This is a genomic window from Pantoea sp. App145, assembly GCF_047947045.1.
In the GTDB taxonomy this organism is placed as follows: Bacteria; Pseudomonadota; Gammaproteobacteria; order Enterobacterales; family Enterobacteriaceae; genus Pantoea.
This window is the reverse complement of the sequence record NZ_CP133290.1, coordinates 1,084,621-1,105,012: the sequence shown is the minus strand read 5'-3', so window position 1 is coordinate 1,105,012 and position 20,392 is coordinate 1,084,621. Positions and strand designations below refer to the sequence as shown.

At 55.4% G+C, this 20,392-nt stretch carries 18 protein-coding genes; 9 read left to right on the top strand and 9 right to left on the bottom strand.

All coding sequences use genetic code 11. The features are described 5' to 3' along the window. Window positions 1–24: 24 nt before the first annotated feature. From RCF31_RS04940 to glnT, 5 genes are read left to right on the top strand one after another with little or no spacing between them, the layout of a single operon-like run. Complete coding sequence (locus tag RCF31_RS04940) at window positions 25–906, top strand: amino acid ABC transporter permease (protein WP_416412686.1); 882 nt, start codon at window positions 25–27, stop codon at window positions 904–906. Between the two features lie 2 nt (window positions 907–908). Next, complete coding sequence (locus RCF31_RS04935) at window positions 909–1,976, top strand: LLM class flavin-dependent oxidoreductase (RefSeq protein WP_416412685.1); 1,068 nt, start codon at window positions 909–911, stop codon at window positions 1,974–1,976. Between the two features lies 1 nt (window position 1,977). Beyond that, a complete protein-coding gene (locus RCF31_RS04930; protein ID WP_416412684.1) occupies window positions 1,978–3,141 on the top strand; it encodes an aromatic ring-hydroxylating oxygenase subunit alpha in 1,164 nt (387 codons plus the stop codon). 10 nt (window positions 3,142–3,151) lie between these two features. Next, a complete protein-coding gene (locus RCF31_RS04925) occupies window positions 3,152–4,138 on the top strand; it encodes an aldo/keto reductase (protein WP_416412683.1) in 987 nt (328 codons plus the stop codon). 12 nt (window positions 4,139–4,150) lie between these two features. Next, complete coding sequence (gene glnT / locus RCF31_RS04920) at window positions 4,151–5,518, top strand: type III glutamate--ammonia ligase (protein WP_299452252.1); 1,368 nt, start codon at window positions 4,151–4,153, stop codon at window positions 5,516–5,518. Between the two features lie 46 nt (window positions 5,519–5,564). Here glnT and RCF31_RS04915 read toward each other — a convergent pair whose 3' ends face one another. Continuing rightward, the gene (locus tag RCF31_RS04915) at window positions 5,565–6,188 is read right to left on the bottom strand and encodes a TetR/AcrR family transcriptional regulator (protein ID WP_416412682.1); all 624 of its coding nucleotides are present in this window, start codon (window positions 6,186–6,188) and stop codon (window positions 5,565–5,567) included. 62 nt (window positions 6,189–6,250) lie between these two features. On the opposite strand from RCF31_RS04915, the gene RCF31_RS04910 reads away from it, so the two are divergent. Beyond that, on the top strand, window positions 6,251–7,252 hold the full coding sequence (locus RCF31_RS04910) for an alpha/beta fold hydrolase (RefSeq protein ID WP_416412680.1): 1,002 nt from the start codon (window positions 6,251–6,253) through the stop codon (window positions 7,250–7,252). On the opposite strand, the gene RCF31_RS04905 is transcribed toward RCF31_RS04910, so the two are convergent. From RCF31_RS04905 to RCF31_RS04890, 4 genes are all read right to left on the bottom strand, one after another. Further along, window positions 7,249–7,674 carry a DUF3830 family protein gene (locus tag RCF31_RS04905; RefSeq protein WP_299452259.1) on the bottom strand — a complete coding sequence of 142 codons (426 nt, stop codon included), beginning with the start codon at window positions 7,672–7,674 and terminating at the stop codon, window positions 7,249–7,251. The genes RCF31_RS04910 and RCF31_RS04905 overlap by 4 nt on opposite strands. Before the next feature lie 17 nt (window positions 7,675–7,691). Further along, window positions 7,692–8,168: a hypothetical protein gene (locus RCF31_RS04900; protein WP_084873978.1), complete on the bottom strand. Its 477-nt coding sequence runs from the start codon at window positions 8,166–8,168 to the stop codon at window positions 7,692–7,694. Window positions 8,169–8,440: 272 nt separating this feature from the next. After that, the gene (gene fumA, locus RCF31_RS04895) at window positions 8,441–10,084 is read right to left on the bottom strand and encodes a class I fumarate hydratase FumA (RefSeq protein ID WP_310617961.1); all 1,644 of its coding nucleotides are present in this window, start codon (window positions 10,082–10,084) and stop codon (window positions 8,441–8,443) included. Between the two features lie 173 nt (window positions 10,085–10,257). After that, on the bottom strand, window positions 10,258–11,769 hold the full coding sequence (locus RCF31_RS04890) for an anion permease (protein ID WP_416412676.1): 1,512 nt from the start codon (window positions 11,767–11,769) through the stop codon (window positions 10,258–10,260). 588 nt (window positions 11,770–12,357) lie between these two features. Between RCF31_RS04890 and RCF31_RS04885 the strand changes: the two genes are divergently transcribed. Together RCF31_RS04885 and RCF31_RS04880 are read left to right on the top strand one after the other, a co-directional pair. Further along, complete coding sequence (locus tag RCF31_RS04885; protein WP_416412675.1) at window positions 12,358–15,135, top strand: flavocytochrome c; 2,778 nt, start codon at window positions 12,358–12,360, stop codon at window positions 15,133–15,135. Between the two features lie 86 nt (window positions 15,136–15,221). Further along, on the top strand, window positions 15,222–16,187 hold the full coding sequence (locus RCF31_RS04880) for an FAD:protein FMN transferase (protein ID WP_416412674.1): 966 nt from the start codon (window positions 15,222–15,224) through the stop codon (window positions 16,185–16,187). On the opposite strand, the gene dcuR is transcribed toward RCF31_RS04880, so the two are convergent. The 4 genes from dcuR to RCF31_RS04860 all read right to left on the bottom strand — a co-directional run bounded on the left by dcuR (window position 16,181) and on the right by RCF31_RS04860 (window position 19,763). Continuing rightward, complete coding sequence (gene dcuR / locus RCF31_RS04875) at window positions 16,181–16,900, bottom strand: two-component system response regulator DcuR (RefSeq protein ID WP_084873982.1); 720 nt, start codon at window positions 16,898–16,900, stop codon at window positions 16,181–16,183. The two genes, RCF31_RS04880 and dcuR, sit on opposite strands and share 7 nt — an antisense overlap. Next, on the bottom strand, window positions 16,897–18,486 hold the full coding sequence (locus tag RCF31_RS04870; RefSeq protein ID WP_416413214.1) for a sensor histidine kinase: 1,590 nt from the start codon (window positions 18,484–18,486) through the stop codon (window positions 16,897–16,899). The genes dcuR and RCF31_RS04870 overlap by 4 nt, the downstream gene beginning before the upstream one ends. A 103-nt stretch (window positions 18,487–18,589) precedes the next feature. Beyond that, window positions 18,590–19,132, bottom strand: a complete 543-nt coding sequence (gene msrA / locus RCF31_RS04865; protein WP_299452274.1) for a peptide-methionine (S)-S-oxide reductase MsrA — start codon at window positions 19,130–19,132, stop codon at window positions 18,590–18,592. Between the two features lie 64 nt (window positions 19,133–19,196). Continuing rightward, window positions 19,197–19,763, bottom strand: a complete 567-nt coding sequence (locus RCF31_RS04860) for a flavin reductase family protein (protein ID WP_299452277.1) — start codon at window positions 19,761–19,763, stop codon at window positions 19,197–19,199. A 113-nt stretch (window positions 19,764–19,876) separates the two neighbouring features. Between RCF31_RS04860 and RCF31_RS04855 the strand changes: the two genes are divergently transcribed. Beyond that, the gene (locus RCF31_RS04855; RefSeq protein ID WP_416412672.1) at window positions 19,877–20,389 is read left to right on the top strand and encodes an AAA family ATPase; all 513 of its coding nucleotides are present in this window, start codon (window positions 19,877–19,879) and stop codon (window positions 20,387–20,389) included. The last annotated feature ends 3 nt before the right edge of the window (window positions 20,390–20,392 follow it).

Below are 20,392 nucleotides of genomic sequence, written 5' to 3'. Positions count from 1 at the left end.
AATTAAATTTGTCCGGTTGAAACGATGAAGAGAACGCTGATGACGGATAAAACATTGACCTCCCCGCTGAACGCCACAGCGGATCATACCCGCCACGTGGTGGCACAGCGCTATCCAGGCCGCTGGATCTCTGCACTGGTGCTGGCCGTGCTGCTGGCGCTGGTGGCGCATTCGATGATCACCAACCCGAATTTCGCCTGGGGCACGGTGGGCAAATACCTGTTTTCACCCACTATCCTGCTCGGCTTGTGGACCACCTTCTGGCTGACGCTGGTGATTATGCTGCTGGCGATCGTGCTCAGCGTGGTACTGGCGGTGATGCGTCTCTCCAGTAACCCGCTGGTAGTCGGTTTCAGCCGGGGCTGGATCTGGTTCTTCCGGGGCACACCGGTGCTGGTGCAGCTGATTTTCTGGTACAACCTCGCGGCACTCTATCCGCAGGTCAGTCTCGGTATTCCCGGCCTGTTTACCCTGTGGAGCGGCAGCACCAACGATCTGATTACCCCACTGGCGGCCGCGATCCTCGGTCTTGGCCTGAATGAATCGGCTTATATGGCGGAGATTATCCGGGCGGGTATCTCGTCGGTGGATGATGGTCAGCAGGAAGCGGCGCGGGCGCTGGGTATGACGCGCGGCCAGTATCTGAAGCGGGTGATTCTGCCGCAGGCCATCCCTTTTATCATCCCGCCGACCGGCAATCAGGTGATTGGCATGCTGAAAACCACCTCGCTGGTGAGCGTGATTTCCCTGTCGGATTTGCTCTACTCGGCGCAGGCGATCTACTCGCGCACCTACGAAAACATTCCGTTGCTGATTGTCGCCTGTATCTGGTATCTGGCCGCCACCACCGTACTCAGTCTGTTGCAGGCGCGTGTTGAACATCACTATCGCTGGACGCGGGGCTAATTATGCAACTCGGTCTGTTTAATCTGATGTCCTACAAGGATAACCCGCGCGGTGTGCAAGGGGTGATTGAGGATATGCGCAGTATGGTGCTGCTGGCGGAAGAGATCGGTTTCGATACCGCCTGGTTTGCCGAGCATCACTTCACCAACTATTCACTCAGCGTATCGCCACTGATGCTGGTGGCTCATATGGCGGGGTATGCCCGACGTATCCGTTTAGGCACCGCCGTTGTGGTGCTGCCGTTATATCAACCAATGCGTATCGCGCAGGAGATAGCCCTGGTGGATCGCCTGACGGAAGGACGGCTGGTGCTGGGCATCGGCAGTGGTTACCAGGCGTGGGAGTTTGATCGTTACGGTTTAGATGTGGAAACCCGGGGTCAGCAACTGCTGGCGCACTGGCGGTTTATCAGCGATGCCCTGACTCAGGGACATACCCAGTCGCCGGACCGTTTCGGCCAGCCACTGCGTACCGATTTTCTGCTCGACACCCTGCAAAAGCCGCTGCCGCCGCTCTATCTCACCTCGTCCAATCCGCAGCTGGTTGCGCAGTTCCAGCGCTGGCAGGCGACGCCGTTTTTTACCGCTGGTTATCGCGGCAGCCACAAGCTGCAACAGATGGTGGCGGATGCACGCCTTGGCTGGCAGCAGGCGGGTCTGAATGCCGACATGCCAGTGGCGGTGCAGCAGTACATCCACGTCACGGAAAATCGTCAGCAGGCGCATGCCGCCGCCGAGCGGGCGTTGTTTGTGGCACGTATGATCGCCGCCCTGCGCGAGAACACCAGCGTCAGCGAGCAGGCGTTTATCCATGCGCCGCCGTTGCCGGATGAGCCGTCACTGGAGACGGTGAGTAACAACCTGATGATTGGCGACGCGGAAACCGTCGCCGAGCGCATGCTGGCGGAGATCCGTGCCATCCGCCCCAGCCATTACAACTGTTTCTTCCAGTTTGGCGATATGCCGATTGCCGATGCGCGCCGTTCACTGACGCTGTTTGGCGAACGCGTATTGCCGCTGCTGGAAAAAGAACTTGGTCCATTGACCCTTCGCACCACCAGAGGAGAGTGAAATGTATCGCGAGAAAATTGATGTGGTGTTTGACGACGGTGACAGCATCCTGCAACGCATGCTGGAACAGCAGCGACATGATGCCAGCCGCGCAGAGACGCTGCCGCCTGAGGCTTATAACAGCGACAGCTTTTTCCGCCTCGAAGAAGATAAGGTATTCCGCCAGGACTGGCTGTTTGTCGGCCATGTCTCGCAGGTCGCTAACCTGAATGATTTTTTCACCCTGGATGTAGTGGGTGAGCCGCTGCTGATTGTGCGCAACGATGAGGGTATTGCGGTGTTCTCCAATGTCTGTCTGCATCGCTGGGCACCGATTGCACAGGGCAGCGGTAACAGCCGATCGTTTATCTGTCCGTTCCACAACTGGACTTATAACACCCACGGCAAGCTGAGCGGTGCGCCATCCATGAATCAGGCGCAGGATTTTGACCGGCAGCAGTGCAGCCTGCCAAAGATTCGCCATGAGGTGGTATTCGGCATGATTTTCGTCACTTTCAATGCTGATGCGCCGTCGATGGCCGAACGGCTGGCCCCGATGGCAGAGCGTTTCGAGCGTTACCACTTTGCCGATCTGGTTACCGCCTACACGCTGGATTACGACTGCCCCTACAACTGGAAGATGGCCATCGAGACCTTTATGGAGTGCTACCACCACGCGGCGGTGCACCGCACCACGCTGGAGGACAGCTTCCCCGGTCGCCTCAGCTCCATCATTGATGATGGCCCGGGCTGGACCATCTGCCATCAGCCACTGCGCAAAAACGGTGAGCTGAGCGAGATTCTGACCGAAGGACTGCAACCCTTTAGCGGCCTGAACGAGGAGCAGATGCGCTATAGCGAGCTGGTGCTGCTGTATCCCAACTGCCTGATTTCACTCAACCCGGATCGTATCTCCATCAGCGCCATTTTGCCCATCTCCCCGCATGCCACCCAATGGCATCGTGTGGTGCTGGTATCGCCTGAATCCGCTGCGCGTGATGACTTTGCCGAGACCGCCGCGAGTATGAAGCAGGGTAGCCTGACCATTATCGATGAAGATCAGTGGATCAATGCCGAGCAGCAACGCGGCAGCCGTTCGCGTCTGGCCCGGCCGGGGCGGTTAAGCCACCTTGAAACCACCGTCTGGCATCTGGCCAATTACCTGAAAATCCGCATGGCGGAGTGAGGAGCAGGCAATGCGTTATGTGAAGCTGGGCCACTCCGGCCTGGACGTTTCGGCACTTTGCCTGGGAACGGTGACCTATGCGCCACCGGCGCGCAGTGGCCGGAGCTGGACGCTGGATGAAGAGGCCAGCCGGGTGTTGATCCGCGAGGCGCTGGAGCAGGGGATTAACTTTTTCGACAGCGCCAACATCTACGCCAAAGGAGCGAGTGAAGAAATTCTTGGCCGTGCACTGCGGGATTTTGCACAGCGTGATGAAGTGGTGATCACCAGCAAATTATATAACCCGATGCGCAGCGGCCCGAACAGCAAAGGACTATCGCGCAAGGCGATTATGCAGGAGTGCGATCACAGCCTGCGTCGTCTCGGCACCGACTATATCGACCTGTACGAAATCCATCGCTGGGACAACGACACGCCGATTGAAGAGACGCTGGAAGCGCTGCATGACCTGGTGAAGGCAGGCAAGGTGCGTTATCTCGGTGCTTCATCGATGTTCGCCTGGCAGTTCAGCAAAGCACTGCAAATCCAGAAGTACGAACGCTGGAGCCGCTTTATCGCCATGCAGAACCACCTCAACCTGATCTACCGCGAGGAGGAGCGCGAGATGTTGGCGCTGTGTCAGGCGGAAGGTGTGGCGGTGACGCCGTGGAGCCCGCTGGCGCGTGGTCGTCTGGCACGTCCGGTAGATGCGGCGAAAGCCAGCACGCGCGGCGCGGACGACAGCTATACCGATTTTCTCTATGCCGCGACCGCCCAGGCAGACAATGCGGTGATCCGTGTGGTGGAACAGGTGGCGCAAACGCGCGGCGTGCCGATGGCGCAGGTGGCGCTGGCCTGGCTTTACAGCCGTCCGGCGGTGGTCTCAGCGGTGATCGGGGCCACCCGTACCCTGCACCTGAGCGACGCATTGGCGGCGCTGGATCTGACGCTGAGCGCGGATGAAATCGCCGCGCTGGATGCACCCTATATTCCCCATTCTATTGTTGAACATGACTAAGGCAGGGCATTAATGAAAACCGCGCAACAGATCGCCGAGATCAAACAGGCCCTGATGGCCAAAGGGGTGGAGTATTGCATGGGGGCGTACGTGGATATCCACGGGGTGCCGAAGGGCAAAGTGGTGCCAATTGGGCATCTGGATCAGATGGCGCAGGGATCGGAACGTTATACCGGTTATGCTCTTGATGGTCTGGGCCAGTCGCCGCACGAAGACGAGCTGACTTCGGTTCCGGATCTCGACCATATCATCCAGCTGCCGTGGGAACCGAAAATTGCCTGGATGCCCGCCGATAACCACTTCAAGGGCGAACCCTATGCGCTCAGCACCCGGGTGGCATTGCAGAATGTCATCAAACAGGCCAACGCGATGGGTTTTGGCTTTAACCTTGGCATTGAGTGTGAGATCTACCTGCTGAAACGTGAGGAAGACGGGCGTCTGGTGGTGCCGGAGCGTGATAACAAACTGAATAAACCCTGCTATGACTTGCAGGGCTTTGTCGACCAGTTTGGCTGGCTGGATGAAGTCTCTTCCACCATCAATGCGCTGGGCTGGGATCTTTACTCACTCGACCATGAAGACGGCAACTCGCAATACGAGTTCGACTTTAACTATGCTGACGCGCTGACCACCTGCGATCGTTTTATCTTCTTCCGCTTTATGGCGAAACATTACGCCAAACAGCGCGGGCTGATTGCTACCACCATGCCGAAGCCGTTTGCCGATAAAACCGGCACTGGTGCGCATTTCAATATGTCGCTGTATGACATCAACAGCGGGGCCAATCTGTTTAAACGTGATGCCACCAGCGCCGATGATCCCTGGGGACTGGGGCTGAGCGACACCGGTTATCACTTTATCGGTGGTTTGCTGAAACATGGGCGCGCCCTTTGCGCCGCGTTTGCCCCGACGGTGAACAGCTACAAACGTCTGGTGCGCCAGGGGGCAATGAGCTACTTCTCATGGGCACCGGTATTTAACTCGTGGGGGTCGAATAACCGTACCAACGCGGTGCGCGTCCCGGCAGGCGGCGGGCGTTGTGAATCGCGTAATGCTGATGGCGCGGTGAACCCTTATCTGGCGGCAACGCTGGCGCTGGCGGCCGGCCTGGAAGGGATTCGCGAGAAGATCGACCCGCGTCAGCCGAATGAAGACAATCTGTATGCCATCAGCGAAGCAGAACGCCGCGAGCGCGGCATCGACTTCCTGCCGCAAAACCTGCTGGAAGCGGTGGAAGCCTTTGATGCCGATCCGTTTGTCGCGGCGACATTGGGGGATGCGCTGAAGAAAGAGTTTATCCACTACAAGTTGCAGGAGTGGAACAGCTATCACCTGCATGTCAGCCAGTGGGAAATTGATCGCTACAGCACCATTTTTTGATGCCATCCGTAGCGGCGCGATTTATCGCGCCGCTACGAAAATGCTTTCAGGCGTCGAGTCTTTCAAACACAAAATTGCGCATCACGTTGATCGCCTGCTTGTATTTGAAATTGGGGAACATCACGTTGCGGAACAGCACGCCATCCAGATAGGTCGAGATCAGCATCGCCATGTCGGTCGGATTCACCTCGCGGAACAGGCCGCTGGCGATCCCTTCTTTAATGGTGTTCTTCAGAATCAGTGATTCTTTTTCGTAGAACTTTTTGATGGCTTTATCGATGCTGGCGATGCGGCCATTGGTGCTGGAGTAATCGAGGCTGATTTTGGCCAGTTTCTGTAACAGATGGAACTGAAGAATATGGATTTCGATCCACAGGAAGATCAGGTCACGCGGGCCATTGGCGCTGGCTTTGATGTCGTCAAACTGCACAAAAGCACGTTCCACCGCCGATTCAATCACCTTGATAAACAGGTCTTCTTTGGAACCGAAATAGTAATAAATCAGCGCCGAATTCAGCCCGGTAGCGGTGGCGATATCCTTAATCCGCACTGATGAGTAATTCTGGGTAGCAAACAGATCAAATGCCGACGATTGCAGCAACTCTGCCACGTCGCGCTGGGTTTTACGGGGTTTCCTGCTGCCGGGTTCTGCGGCTGGGGCATCCTTCATGGCGACATCCTTATGAAATTAACTAATTAATTAACTCTATCATATCGATAACGGAGAACGGCATGGGTTTATGCGCTTTTTATCGACTCGGCGAGTTGCCGCTGGTTAGCGGTGAAACGCTGCTTGAGACCTGCATCGGCTATCAAACCTTTGGTCAGCTTAACGCCAATCGCGACAACACGGTGGTGATTTTTAGTTATTACAGCGGCACCCATGCCAGCTATCTGCCGTTGATTGGCACCGGGAAAACCCTCGACCCGGCGCGCTGGTTTATCGTGCTGGTGAATAAGCTGGGCAATGGCGTCTCAACATCGCCGTCCAATTCAGTTTTACAGCCGGGTGCGGCTTTCCCCCGCGTCACGTTGCTGGATAATCTGCGTGCGCAGGAACGGTTACTGTTTGAACACCTGGGCATTCATCGAATCGCGCTGGCGTATGGCTGGTCAATGGGCGCGATGCAGGCATGGCATCTGGCCGTGGCGCGACCGCAACAGGTGCAGAGCCTGCTGGCGGTGTGTGGTTCAGCCCGTTGCTGGCCGAATAATCAGGTGTTTCTCGATGGGGTGCGTGCGGCGCTATGCTGTGACGCGCAGTTTGCTGAGGGTCATTACTCAACGCCGCCGCTGCGCGGTCTGGCGGCTTTTGGCCGGGTTTACGCAGGCTGGGCCTATTCCACCGCGTTCTTCCGTGAAGCACGCTGGCACGATCTGGGCTTTGACTCACTGGAGGCGCTGCTGGTGGACTGGGAACGGGATCATCAGGCGCTGGACGCCAATGATTTGTTGAGTGCGCTGTATAGCTGGTATCACGCTGATGTCGGTTTGCTGGCCGGGGGCGACTGGCGCGCGGCGCTGGCGCAGATTGGCGCGCGTTGCATCGTCATGCCGTGCGACAACGATCGCTATTTTACGCTGGAAGAGGCGGCGCTGGAGGTGGCGGAATTGCGTCAGGGCGAGTTACGTCCGCTGGTTTCACCTTATGGGCATTGTGCCGGTGCACCCGCTCGATTTGCGGAGGCATCGGCACAGATTGACAGCGCCATGCAGGCGCTGCTTTATCTTTAATCGATAATACTGAGTTCGACAATGCGGCCCTGATCGAACCAGGTTTCCAGCCCGGTGACGCGCAGTTCCAGCTTGCCTTCGATCACCTGGCCGATATAGGAGATCGGCAGCGGCTCGTCAGCTGTATCGTCACCATACACCACGCACATCTGCTGGCGCGGACTGTAGTAGCACACGGCACCGGTGACTTCACCGTACTGTTCGCGGCGCAGTTTACCGACATCCTGCGTCAGGTATTTGTTTTCCCACGGAGCGACGATCGGCAGGGTGAAGAACACCATGTCGCCAATCAGTTTGCCGTGTTGCAGCACGCTTTTCAGCGGCAGTTTTTCGCGCAACACTTTCGCCAGATTGGGCACTTTGTCTTCCCATACTTCGATGACGCAAATCTTCTTGTCGGCAACATGCATAGCCAGTTTCATGATGTTTTCTCTCCCAGTCAGGCTTTAACGCGACGAAAACCGTCCCCGAGACCCCAGGGAAGAATAAAATCAACCCACATATGCAGGCGGTTAGCCCAGGACAGGGCGCTGTGGGACAAGCGCACCAGATCGCTCAGGGTTTCACACTCGCCAGCCACCTCGACATAGGTGTGCAGCATTCGGGCGGCATCCGGCAGGCTGACGAAGTCAAAGAAGTTGGCTTTGTAACCCATGATTTCTTTGATCAGCAATTGCAGGGTTTTCAGATCCGCTGTCGGGTTGTCTTCCCCAACACGGATCAGTCCCCACAGCATTTCATCCGCCAGCGTGCGGGTTTCCCCTTCGGCAAAAATGATGGTGCTGAGGTACTGACCACGGGCACCGGTGCCGCGTGGCACTTCCCCCCTACCGAGTGCGGCAATTTCTGCCGGTTGTTCAAACCAGATCTTTTCGCGTTGCGCGTCAAACAGCGCTATCGCTTCATCGACCGTCATAACGTTCTCCTGGTGTTGGCGTGAATGTGGCGCATGCCACGAATTTAATTAATCAGATAATTAAATTGAGCAATATTTGTGCCATGAGAAAGAGAAAAATTAATCAGTTAATTAATAACGATTTAGCGCAGAGGGGGTGGGTTGAGGTGTTGATCTGATCGTCATCCTGCGATGCCGGGGTGCAGCTTGCACCAATGTGTAGCGGCGCGATTTATCGCGCCATTCGGCGGGGGGGAGGAAAGGGTGCGCATTGCTGCGCACCTCAGGGAAGGTTACTTCACGCAGGCCGCGCACTGATTATGGATCTGCTGGAAGAAATCATTACCTTTATCATCCACCAGAATAAACGCCGGGAAGTTCTCCACTTCAATCTTCCAGATCGCTTCCATTCCCAGTTCAGGGTACTCGACGCACTCAAGACTCTTAATGCTCTGCTGCGCCAGTACCGCGGCCGGACCGCCGATACTGCCGAGATAGAAGCCGCCGTGTTTATGGCAGGCATCGGTTACCTGCTGGCTACGGTTACCTTTCGCCAGCATCACCATGCTGCCGCCGTTGGCCTGGAGCAGATCTACATAGGAATCCATACGACCGGCGGTCGTCGGGCCAAGTGACCCAGACGCATAACCTTCCGGCGTTTTGGCCGGACCGGCGTAATACACCGGATGATCCTTGATGTACTGCGGCAGACCTTCACCGTTATCAATGCGTTCTTTCAGTTTGGCATGGGCAATGTCGCGCGCCACGATAATGGTACCGTTCAATGACAGACGAGTGGATACCGGGAACGATGACAGCTGGGCGAGAATGTCTGACATCGGGCGATTGAGGTCTACGTGCACCACTTCGCCTTCGCCCTGCTGACGCAGCGCTTCCGGGATAAAGCGACCCGGATTGTCTTCCAGTTTCTCGATCCAGATCCCTTCGCGATTAATCTTCGCCTTAATGTTACGGTCCGCCGAGCAGGAAACGCCCATGCCAACCGGGCAGGAGGCGCCATGACGAGGCAGACGTACCACACGGATATCGTGAGCAAAGTATTTGCCACCGAACTGCGCACCGAGTCCCAGCTTCTGCGAGGCTTCCAGCAGTTCCTGCTCCAGCTGCACATCACGGAAGGCCTGACCGTGTTCATTACCTTCGGTCGGCAGCGAGTCGTAGTAGTGGGTAGAGGCCAGCTTCACCGTCTTCAGCGTGCTTTCTGCCGAGGTGCCGCCAATCACAAACGCGATATGGTAGGGCGGACAGGCGGCGGTGCCGAGTGACATCATTTTGTCGATCAGGTAGTTCTTCAGTTTGGCCGGGGTGATCAGCGCTTTGGTTTCCTGATACAGATAGGTTTTGTTGGCGGAACCGCCACCTTTGGCAATACACAGGAACTTATACTCGTCACCATCGACGCTGTAGAGGTCAATCTGCGCGGGCAGGTTGGTGCCGGTGTTCACCTCTTTATACATATCCAGCGCGGCGTTCTGTGAGTAACGCAGGTTATCTTCGATAAAGGTGTTATACACGCCCTGCGACAGTGCGGCTTCATCGCCGCCACCGGTCCACACACGCTGACCTTTTTTGCCCATGATAATGGCGGTACCGGTGTCCTGGCAGGTCGGCAGCACGCCTTTGGCGGCGATTTCGGAGTTGCGCAGGAACTGCAACGCGACATATTTGTCGTTCTGGCTGGCTTCGTCATCCGCCAGAATTGCCGCCACCTGTTTCTGATGGGAGGCACGCAGCATAAAAGAGGCATCATGGAATGCCTGCTGTGCCAGCACAGTCAGCGCTTTGGGATCGACTTTCAGTACTTCTTCGCCATCGAAATTTGCCACGGAAACATAATCGCGGCTGAGCAGGTAGTACTCAGTATCATCTTTGGCGAGAGGAAAAGGATTCTGATAGAAGAAGGGTTTATTCGACATGTTGGCTCACTCAGTTATGTGAAGCCCGCCAGCTACAGAGAAGACGGGCTGCATCATTAGCGATTCGTTATAGGTTTTTTCTCTCGCCAGCCCGGCCTGGGGGCTGACTGGCGAGTATCATAGCATTTTAACATTCTTTCGCGGCTGCGATTTTTAACATCGAAGCAACATCATCAGAACATCAGCACCATCCACGGATAAGCAATCACCATCAGCAGTACCAGGAACAGTGCGCCGAAGATGGTGCCCAGACGCCAGTAGTCTTTGGTAGGAAGATAGCCGCTACCGTAGTAAATCGGGCTGGGGCCAGTACCGTACGGGGTGATGATGCCCATCACACCCAGTGAGGTACACAGCATCAGACAGAACACCGGCATATTGATGCCTGGGATAGCCGCCGCAATGGTCAACATGGCAGGCAGCAGCGCGGTGGTGTGCGCGGTGGTACTGGCGAACAGGTAGTGCAGAACATAGAAGGCAATCAGCAGCACCACGGCGGAAACTTGTGGGTCATAGCCTTGCAGCAATTGGCCACCTTCTTTACCCAGCCAGGCAATAAAGCCAACTTTAGCCAGACCATCGGCCAGTGCCACCAGGGTGGCGAACCAGGCGAAGGTGTTCCAGGCGGCTTTGTTACTGGTGATGTCACTCCAGTTCAGTACGCCGGTCCACAGCATCAGCACAATCACCAGCAGGGCGGCCATCGCCGGTTCAATCCAGTCGGTGGCGAAGATCCACATCAGCAGCGCGGAAATCACGAACACCAGCAGCAGGATTTCATTGCGTGACAGTTTGCCCAGTTTCGCCAGCTCGGCAGTTGCCCAGCGTGGCACTTCGTCATTCAGCTTCACTTCAGGTGGGTAGAGCCAGTAAGCCAGCAGCGGCATGGTCAGGATCAGCAACACACCCAACGGCAGGAAGGCAAGGAACCACATGCCCCAGGTGATATTGAAGCCAATCACGCTTTTTACCAGCGCCAGCGCCAGCAGGTTCGGAGCCAGCGCCGACAGGAACATCGAGCTGGTGATACAGGTGGCGGTGATAGCGACCCACATCAGATAAGAACCAATTTTGCGTGCGCTGGGGTCATTGGGTTTTGAACCATACAGCGGAGGCAGGTTGGCAATAATCGGGTAGATGGTCCCGCCGCTACGTGCGGTGTTAGAAGGAGTGAACGGTGCCAGCAACAGGTCAGCAAAGGTAATGGCATAACCCAGCGTCAGGCTGCGACGGCCCAGATATTTCACCAGGATCAGCGCCAGACGGCGACCAAACTGGGTTTTATCGTAGCCAGCGGCAAACATAAAGGCACCGAAAATCAGCCACACGGTGGAGTTACCGAAGCCGCTTACCGCCCATCTGAAGGACTGGGTGGCCATTTTGAACTTCGGATCGGCGATTTCGGCCGGACTGAACAGCAGAAACTCGCTGAACAGCGCGATGACCACCACGCCGGTCAGACCGATAACCGCACCAGGCAGCGGTTCGAAGATCAGGCCGACAATCACCCCGACAAAGATAGCGAAGAAGTGCCAGGCGTAAGGCTCCAGCCCTGCGGGAGTTGGCACCAGGAGGAGCAGCACAGCGATCACCACCGGCAGGCATAACATAATGAGCCGGTTTTTATTCCCCGGCGCGGCAGGTGGCGCTTTTAGGGGTTCACTCTGGGTAGTTTGTGTTTTCATGGTTTTGGTCTGCAAGTTGTGGAGAATGCGATTAACGTTCCGGGACAACAGGTGTTACCGTTATTAATGCTCAGCTGATACTTTTTTAAGCTGCCGTTACGTCTTTAATGCTTCTTGAATTGCAATATTGAAGAGAGAAGATTGCGTAATGTAAATATGATGCGATTTATTAAAAACTCCATTTTGATCTGGATCAAAAAATCGATTCAGTATTAAATCCTTTTTGTCTTTGTCATATATTTTTACCTTTGCTTAATTCGTTTCTGGTGAAGCCAGAACACCATGAAGCTCAAGGGATAGGGCCTTCCTGCCTAAGATGCGTCTCATAAGGTTATGATTTATCATAAATTAATTTCTATGTAAATGAAAAAATTGATTTTTGACAACCTTTCGCTAACATTTTAAGTGGCGCATATTCAGCTGTTGTGTTTATTTCCAGAATAATTTAAAAGTTAAATAACTAAACTTATTAATTATGTAACTAAAGAAATTGGTATATTGTTGGTATGAAATCGGACCTCTTAAATAAATTTGAAATAACTGCGTCTGTCAAAGAATTCGAAACTTTTAAATTTTGGAGTTGTTATCATGAATACGCTCACCCCGATTCTTAATCCACTCACTCTGCCGAAAGGCGCTGTATTGAAAAACCGCCTGGTGATGGCACCGATGACCACCTGTACCGGTTATTTTGACGGCGGTGTGACCAGCGATCTGGTGGACTACTATCGCGTACGTGCGGGCAGCATCGGTACTGTGATTGTCGAATGTTGTTTTATCGACAACCGAGGCCCGGCCTTCCCCGGTGCCATCGCCATCGATAGCGACAACAAAATCCCTGGCCTGGCGAAAATTGCCGACGCCATCAAATCCCAGGGTTCCAAAGCGATTTTGCAGATTTACCACGGTGGTCGCATGGTGGATCCCGCGCTGATCGGTGGTAAAACCCCGGTAGCGCCCAGCGCCCTTGCCGCCCCGCGTGAAGGCGCACCGACTCCCCAGGCGCTAACGGCGGAAGAAGTGGAGGTGATGATCACCAAATTCGGTGATGCGGTGAACCGCGCCATCAAAGCCGGTTTCGATGGCGTTGAGATCCACGGTGCCAACACCTACCTGATTCAGCAGTTCTACTCACCGAACTCCAACCAGCGCGATGACAAATGGGGCGGCAGCCGCGACAACCGCGCGCGTTTCCCGCTGGAAGTGCTGGAAATCACCCATAAAATGGCGGACCGCTTTGCGGCAGCTGACTTTATCATTGGCTATCGTTTCTCGCCGGAAGAGCTGGAAGTACCGGGCATCCGCTTTGATGACACGATGTATCTGCTGGAAAAACTGGCGGCGCGCGGTCTCGATTATGTGCACTTCTCCGTCGGCCAACTGCTGCGTCCATCAATTGTCGATACCAAAGATCCGACGCCGCTAATCACCAAATATCGGGCGCTGCGTTCACCTGTGCTGGCGAAAGTGCCGGTGATTGGCGTTGGCGGCGTGGTCAACAAAGAAGATGCGGAGAAAGCGCTGGAGTACGGTTTCGATTTGGTGGCGATTGGTAAAGCCTGCATCGCCTACCCGGATTGGGCCGATCGCGTGATCAAAAACGAACATATGGAGCTGTTTATCGACAGCACCAAACGCGAAGAACTGGTTATCCCGGAGCCGCTGTGGCGCTTCTCGCTGGTGGACGCGATGATCCGCGATACCAGTGATACCGGCCGTAAATACAAAGCGGGCGTGTTCCAGGAAAAAGTGGAAGCTGAAGCGCTGAAACTGAAAATCAACGTGACGCTGGATACCGACCGTATCACCGATATCTCGCTGGTGCCGGATGCCACGCTGGACGTCGATTTCACCAGTACCTTTGAAAGCCTGCGTTCCCGCATTCTGGTGGCGAACAGCCCGCATGTGGATGCGGTAACTGGCGCTACCACCCAGAGTGAGGCGCTGAAAAAAGCCGTCTCGCGTGCACTGGCAACCTCCAGCAAAGAACATGTGATTGACGAGGGCGGTAACCCGAATGCGCCAGTTAATTACGATGTGGTGGTGGTGGGTAGCGGCGGTGCCGGTCTGGCAGCGGCGATCCAGGCGCATGATGATGGCGCACGCGTGGTGATTATCGAGAAGATGCCGACTATCGGCGGTAATACCATCAAAGCGTCCGTCGGTATGAACGCGGCAGAAACCCGTTATCAGCGCCTGAAAGGCATCGAGGACAGCAAAGAGCTGTTTTATGACGAGACGCTGAAAGGCGGTAAATTCAAAAACAACCCGGTGCTGTTGCGTGAGTTCGTTGAGCAGGCGCCCGGCGCGATTGACTGGCTGACTGATAAAGGCATCGAGCTGTGCGACATCACCATCACCGGCGGGATGAGTATTGACCGTACCCACCGTCCGGAAGATCGCTCCGCTGTCGGTGGTTTCCTGATCAGTGGTTTGGTGAAGAACGTTAACCAGCGCAATATCGAAGTGCTGCTGGAGACCTCAGTGGCGGAAATCCTGTTCGAAAACGGCGCGGTCAGCGGCGTGAAAGTGGTGGATGAGTACAATGACAGCCGTATCCTCAACGCGAAAAGCGTGATTGTGGCGACCGGCGGTTTCAGCGCCAACCGTGAAATGGTAGTGAAATACCGCCCTGAACTGGATGGCTTTGTCACCACCAACCACAAAGGGGCCACCGGTAGCGGTATCGCCATGTTGCAGAAAATCGGTGCGGATACCGTCGATATGAGCGAGATCCAGATTCACCCGACAGTCGAACAAACTACCTCGTACCTGATTTCCGAAGCGATGCGTGGTGGTGGGGCGATTCTGGTGAGCCAGGCGGGCAAGCGTTTCTACAATGAAATGGAAACCCGCGACAAAGTTTCCGCCGAGATTATTGCGCTGCCGGAAAAAAGCGCGTGGATCATGTTTGATGAACAGGTGCGTCAGAACAACAAAGCGGCGGATGAGTACATTGCCAAAGGTTTTGTCATCAGCGCCCCCACTCCGCACGAGCTGGCGGTGAAACTGAATATGGATCAGGAAGCGCTGCAAACCACCCTGAACCGTTACAACCAGTTTGTTGAGCAGCAGAATGACGAAGACTTTGGCCGTAAAACCGCGCTGCGTCATCCACTCAATCACGGACCTTACTTTGCCATCCGCATCGCCCCAGGGGTGCACCACACCATGGGCGGTGTCACCATCAATACCGACACCGCAGTGCTGGATGCGCAGAAACAGGTGATTCCGGGTGCCTGGGCGGCGGGTGAAGTGGTTGGCGGTATCCACGGTGCCAACCGTATCGGGGGTAACGCTGTTGCTGATATCATCATCTTTGGTATCAAAGCCGGACGTAACGCTGCGGCACTGGCATTAGGCTAAACAACGGCTTACAACAAGCCATTCGTAGCGGCGTGATTTTAAGACCTGCGCGATAAATCGCGCCGCTACACCTGAATGAGGCGATAATGACTACAGACGCAGGCGTCTATGCGTATTCCGCCGTTCTGATGGGTTCGCCCATTCTGCTTAAACTCTTCGAAGATAACCAACCCCTCGCGGCACAGGTATTCCGGCTGATCAAACAGCAGGAGAATCTGTTCACCGTCAATCGTGCTGATTCTGAAGTGATGGCGATCAACCACGCTGCGGGCCGCCATCCGGTGGTGGTCAGTGAGCCGGTGTTTGCGCTGATCAGCATCGCCCACGCGGTCAGCCTGCTGCCAGGCAGTGCCTTCAATTTCACCATCGGCCCGGTGGTCAAGCGCTGGAAAATCGGTTTCCAGGGCCATGAGGTGCCCCCTGCTGAGGCGATCGCGGCGTTACTGCCCCTGACCGATCCGTGTCAGGTGGTGCTGAATGAAGCTGAACGATCGGTATTCCTGCAACAGTCGGGGATGGAGATTGATCTCGGTGCGATTGCCAAAGGTTACATTGCCGATCGCGTGCAAAGCTTTTTACGCCAGCAGGGCGTGCGGCAGGCGCTGATTAATCTCGGCGGCAATGTGCAGACGCTGGGGTCGCCACCGCATGATCCCGCAGGGTGGGGCATCGGGCTGAAAAAGCCCTTTGGCCGGGAGGATGAGCTGCTTGGTGTGTTACGGGTGCAGGGGAAGTCCGTGGTGACATCGGGTATTTATGAACGCTATTTCGAGCGGGATGGCCGCTGCTGGCATCATATCTTCGATCCGCGTACCGGCTATCCGCTCGACAATGAATTGCTGAGCATCACGGTGATTTCCGATCGTTCACTGGATGGCGATATCTACACCACGCTGCTGTATGGCATGGGGGTGGAGCAGGGGCTGGCGTATCTTGCTGACCAGCCCGAACTCGACGCGATTTTTGTCACGCGCGACAGGGAAATTATCTGTTCTTCACCGCGTCAGTTTCGCTTTGAGCAATTGGACACCGCGTGGCCGCTGCGTTACTGACAATATTGTTGCAGCAGCGAATGGTATTCCGGTTGCAGGCGATAGCGATACACCGGGCGGCCTGTGGCACCGTAATGGATGCTGGTGAACAGAATATTAATCTGCGCCAGCCAGATCAGATATTTACGGCAGGAGACGCGGGAGATGTTCACTTCCGCCGCCAGCTCATCGGTGGAGAATTCTGTGCCCGGGTGGGCATCAATCCACTGACACAGCGTGCGCAGCGTCTGGGGTGTCAGTCCTTTCGGCAGGCGCTTGCTGTCGTGCTGGGTTGCCGGGCTACCGTGAATCAGTAAATCGACATCGGACTGCTGATAATAATGCTGGTTATCCATCAGCGATTTTTTCTGCCGCCACTGGGTCAGCGCTTCTTCAAAACGCGGGAACTGGAACGGTTTGATCAGATAATCCACCACGCCATAATGCAGCGAGGTCTTGATGGTGGCGGCATCCGCAGCCGAAGAGATAATGATCACCTCCACCGGGCAGTTGGCTTTACGCAGTTCCGGCAGCAGATCGAGGCCGTTTTCCTGCTGCATATAAATATCCAGCAGCACCAGATCGACCGGTGGTTCGCTGTTGAGGATCTTCTCTTTCGCCTGCTGTAACGTTGCGGCAGTACCACAGCAGGTAAAGCCGGGCACCTGGCCGATATAGCAGCGATTAAGCTCTGCGACCATTGCATCATCGTCAACCACTAACACGTTGATCATGCGGTTTGATTTCCTCCATCCCAGGGTAGCTGAACTAAAAATTGTGTATACACGCCGGGTTCTGACTCCACGCTGACGTCACCGCCCAGGCTTTCGGTCTGCTGCTTCAGCAGGAACAGGCCGACACCGCGATCGTCACCTTTGGTGGAGAAACCTTTGGCGAAAATGGTGGGCAGAATCAATGGATCAATGCCGGGGCCATCATCGCTCACCTCGCACGCCAGCCAGCCATTCTGATAATGCAACATCACATGGATCTCACCTTCAGTCTGGTCACCCAGTGCATCCAGCGCGTTCTCCACCAGATTGCCGATCACGGTAATCAGCACCGCCATCTGTTGCTCGTTGCCACAGTCGGGCAAAAAGCTGGCATCGCTGATGGTCAGACTATGCCCGCGATCCGATGCGCGACTGATCTTGCTCAGCAGGAACCCGGCAATCACTGGCGACTTAATTTTCTGCACCAGCGAACCAATTTCGGTCTGATAGTTATTGGCGGTTTTCAGCACATAAGTTTCCACCTGCGCATAATTTTTCATATGCAGCAGGCCGAGGATCACATGCAGCTTATTCATAAATTCATGCGAGCGTTCACGCAGCGCATCGACATAGTTTACCATGCCGCTCAGGCGCTGCATCAGCTGGCTGATTTCCGTCTTATCCCTGAAGGTGCACACCGCGCCGATAATCCGTCCCTGGCTGCGCACCGGCACCGTATTGCTGAGCAACACATGGCCGTTCACATTCAATTCCTCATCACGGCGCGGACGGCCGCTTTGCAGCACATCCTGCAAATGGGTGTTGATCACCGAGGCATCGTAAATGCGGTCGGCACTGATGGCGCTGGTGGCGATCTCGGCACTCAGCAGTTTTTGTGCCGCCTGGTTGACCAGCGTGACCTCGCCCTGGTCATCCACCGCCACCACACCTTCTTTCACCGAATTGAGGATCGCCTGACGTTGCTCGAACAGCGTGGAGATTTCATGTGGTTCGAGGCCGAACAGAATACGTTTCAGCACCCGCACCAGAATAAAGGTACCGAGTGCACCCACCAGCGCGCCAATCAACACCGTCCATAGCACGCTCCAGCGGCTCTGGTTTATCTGGTCAGTCACCGCACTGAGGGAAATACCAATCACCACCACGCCAATCTGCTGTTTTTGCGCGTTATACACCGGGGTAAATACGCGCAGGGCTTTGACCAGCGCCCCCTGATTCACCGAGACATTTTCATGGCCACGCAGCGCAGGTTCGAGATCGTCACCGATAAAATGCTGGCCGACCAGCTCCGGGTTGAGATGGGAATAGCGAATGCCCTGCATATTGGTCACCACCACAAACAGCAGGTTATTACTCTGCTGGATTTCTGCGGCGATGGGCTGAATTAGCAGGTCATTGGGCGGCAGCAACAGTGCGCGTTGTACTTCCGGCGAATCGGCCAGGGTGCGCGCCACCGCCATGGCTTTATCTTCCAGCTGCGCACGCGTGGTGGCACCAATCTGAAAGAAGTAAATAAGGTGGACGCTGAGCAGCACCAGCGCGATCACGGTGCTAAGCATCAGCGTGACCAGCGTATTGAGTTTCATCGGTCGCTTACGCGGTGGGAAATCCGGTGGAGAATAGGGTTCTGGCATAGGCAGGTATCGTCGCGGTTTTTTTAGGGGTGCGTGCAAGCACGCACCCGGGCGGTCATTCGCTCTGCGGTTTCACGCGGTTAGCAAAGCTTTTTTTCAGCTTCTGCAACTTCGGCGGGATCACGGCGAGGCAGTAACCGTTGCGCTGACCCGCGCCATCCCAGTAATCCTGGTGATAATCTTCCGCCGGATACCATTCCCCCAGCGGTTCGATGGTGGTGACAATCGGATCTTTATTATCTTCCTGTGCGCGGGCGATAGCCGCGATGGCTTCAGCTTCCTGTTCGGCGTTGGCCGGGAAGATAGCAGAACGATACTGAGTACCGATGTCGTTGCCCTGGCGGTTAAGCTGCGTTGGATCATGGGTGACGAAGCTGATATCCAGCAGATCGCCGTATCCTATCTGCGCCGGATCGAAACCGATACGGATCGCTTCGGCATGGCCGGTGGCGCCGCTGCATACCTGCTCGTAAGTGGGATGAGGACGGGTGCCGCCGGTATAACCACTTTCGACTGACTCAACGCCAATCAGACCTTTAAATACCGCTTCGGTACACCAGAAACAGCCACCCGCGATCACCGCGTATTCAATTGCCATGTCTTTACTCCTGTCAGGGCGAAAGCGTTACTGTGGGGGCGCGCTTTCATGAAATCAACCTTGTTCAGATTAACATTTCTGGCTTAAAGTCGCGGTGTTTATCGAGCAACAGATTGCTCATCACGGTAAAACGACCTTCACCGGTATAGTGCAGGGTCGGCGGAAACTCCGGCTTCTCCGCTACATGCGCTTTGACTACCTCAAAGATAAACAGATTGTAGTTATCCACCATCGTATCGTCGTACAGCTGACACTCAAAACTGGCGAAGCACTCCTGAATCAACGGCGCGTTAACTTTTGTCGCAGGTTCTGCGGTCAGCTTAAAGGCAGCAAACTTGTCGATACGATCGCCGTGGCAGTTACCAATCGCCACTACGCTATCGATTAAATCGGATGAGGGAACGTTGATCACGCACTGGCCACTTTGCCGAATCAGTTCATGGCTGTAATTGCCTCCGGCGATCATACAGCCCACCAGCGACGGCGAGAACTCCAGGACAGTGTGCCAGCCGAGCGTCATGATGTCGTGCTGATCGCCAAACTGCGAGCTGACCAGCACCACCGGTCCTGGCTCCAGATATTTCCGCGCTTTGCTGACCGGAAAATCGATTTTATGCAGATTCTGGTTCATTGTGCTGCTCCTTTTTCTTGAAGGATGTTTTAAGTGTAGCGAACCCTGGACAGGGCTTTACCTGCGCGTCAATTGCAGGCATGGTAAGCCGTCATCTTAAAAGGAGCTGCTTTATGGCGTCTGCGCGCGCGTTAACACAATCCCCCGCCACTTTACATCTGCTGTGCGGCAAAGTTGCTGCCGGAAAATCGACGCTGGCACATCGGCTGGCTCAGGAAACGGGTGCGGTGATCATCAGTGAAGATGCCTGGCTGGCGCATCTGTTTGCCGATGAAATGCGTGAGGTGACAGATTATGTCCGCTGTGCCGCGAAACTGCGTAACGCCATGACGCCACACCTGATCTCGCTGCTGCGCTGTGGGGTATCGGTGGTGCTGGATTTTCCCGCCAATACGCTGCAAAACCGGCAGTGGATGAAAACGGTGATCCAGACCGCCGAGGCTGCGCATCAGCTGCATTTTCTCGATGTGCCGGATGAACTGTGCAAAACGCGGCTGCATGCACGCAATGCGACTGGTGAACATGATTTCGCTGCCACCGATGCGCAGTTCGCGCTGATCAACAGCTACTTTGTCGCCCCGCAGCCGGAAGAGGGGTTTAATGTAGTGAGCTGGCCGACATCGTAGCCG

Coding starts and splice junctions, on each gene's coding strand:
- RCF31_RS04900 (WP_084873978.1), bottom strand. CDS start 8,168: ATGACGGTCGATGAAGCGATAGCGCTGTTTGACGCGCAACGCGAAAAG.
- RCF31_RS04880 (WP_416412674.1), top strand. CDS start 15,222: ATGACTACAGACGCAGGCGTCTATGCGTATTCCGCCGTTCTGATGGGT.
- fumA (WP_310617961.1), bottom strand. CDS start 10,084: ATGTCGAATAAACCCTTCTTCTATCAGAATCCTTTTCCTCTCGCCAAA.
- RCF31_RS04855 (WP_416412672.1), top strand. CDS start 19,877: ATGGCGTCTGCGCGCGCGTTAACACAATCCCCCGCCACTTTACATCTG.
- RCF31_RS04935 (WP_416412685.1), top strand. CDS start 909: ATGCAACTCGGTCTGTTTAATCTGATGTCCTACAAGGATAACCCGCGC.
- RCF31_RS04925 (WP_416412683.1), top strand. CDS start 3,152: ATGCGTTATGTGAAGCTGGGCCACTCCGGCCTGGACGTTTCGGCACTT.
- RCF31_RS04915 (WP_416412682.1), bottom strand. CDS start 6,188: ATGAAGGATGCCCCAGCCGCAGAACCCGGCAGCAGGAAACCCCGTAAA.
- RCF31_RS04910 (WP_416412680.1), top strand. CDS start 6,251: ATGGGTTTATGCGCTTTTTATCGACTCGGCGAGTTGCCGCTGGTTAGC.
- RCF31_RS04885 (WP_416412675.1), top strand. CDS start 12,358: ATGAATACGCTCACCCCGATTCTTAATCCACTCACTCTGCCGAAAGGC.
- RCF31_RS04870 (WP_416413214.1), bottom strand. CDS start 18,486: ATGAAACTCAATACGCTGGTCACGCTGATGCTTAGCACCGTGATCGCG.
- RCF31_RS04890 (WP_416412676.1), bottom strand. CDS start 11,769: ATGAAAACACAAACTACCCAGAGTGAACCCCTAAAAGCGCCACCTGCC.
- msrA (WP_299452274.1), bottom strand. CDS start 19,132: ATGGCAATTGAATACGCGGTGATCGCGGGTGGCTGTTTCTGGTGTACC.
- RCF31_RS04905 (WP_299452259.1), bottom strand. CDS start 7,674: ATGAAACTGGCTATGCATGTTGCCGACAAGAAGATTTGCGTCATCGAA.
- RCF31_RS04940 (WP_416412686.1), top strand. CDS start 25: ATGAAGAGAACGCTGATGACGGATAAAACATTGACCTCCCCGCTGAAC.
- RCF31_RS04930 (WP_416412684.1), top strand. CDS start 1,978: ATGTATCGCGAGAAAATTGATGTGGTGTTTGACGACGGTGACAGCATC.
- glnT (WP_299452252.1), top strand. CDS start 4,151: ATGAAAACCGCGCAACAGATCGCCGAGATCAAACAGGCCCTGATGGCC.
- RCF31_RS04860 (WP_299452277.1), bottom strand. CDS start 19,763: ATGAACCAGAATCTGCATAAAATCGATTTTCCGGTCAGCAAAGCGCGG.
- dcuR (WP_084873982.1), bottom strand. CDS start 16,900: ATGATCAACGTGTTAGTGGTTGACGATGATGCAATGGTCGCAGAGCTT.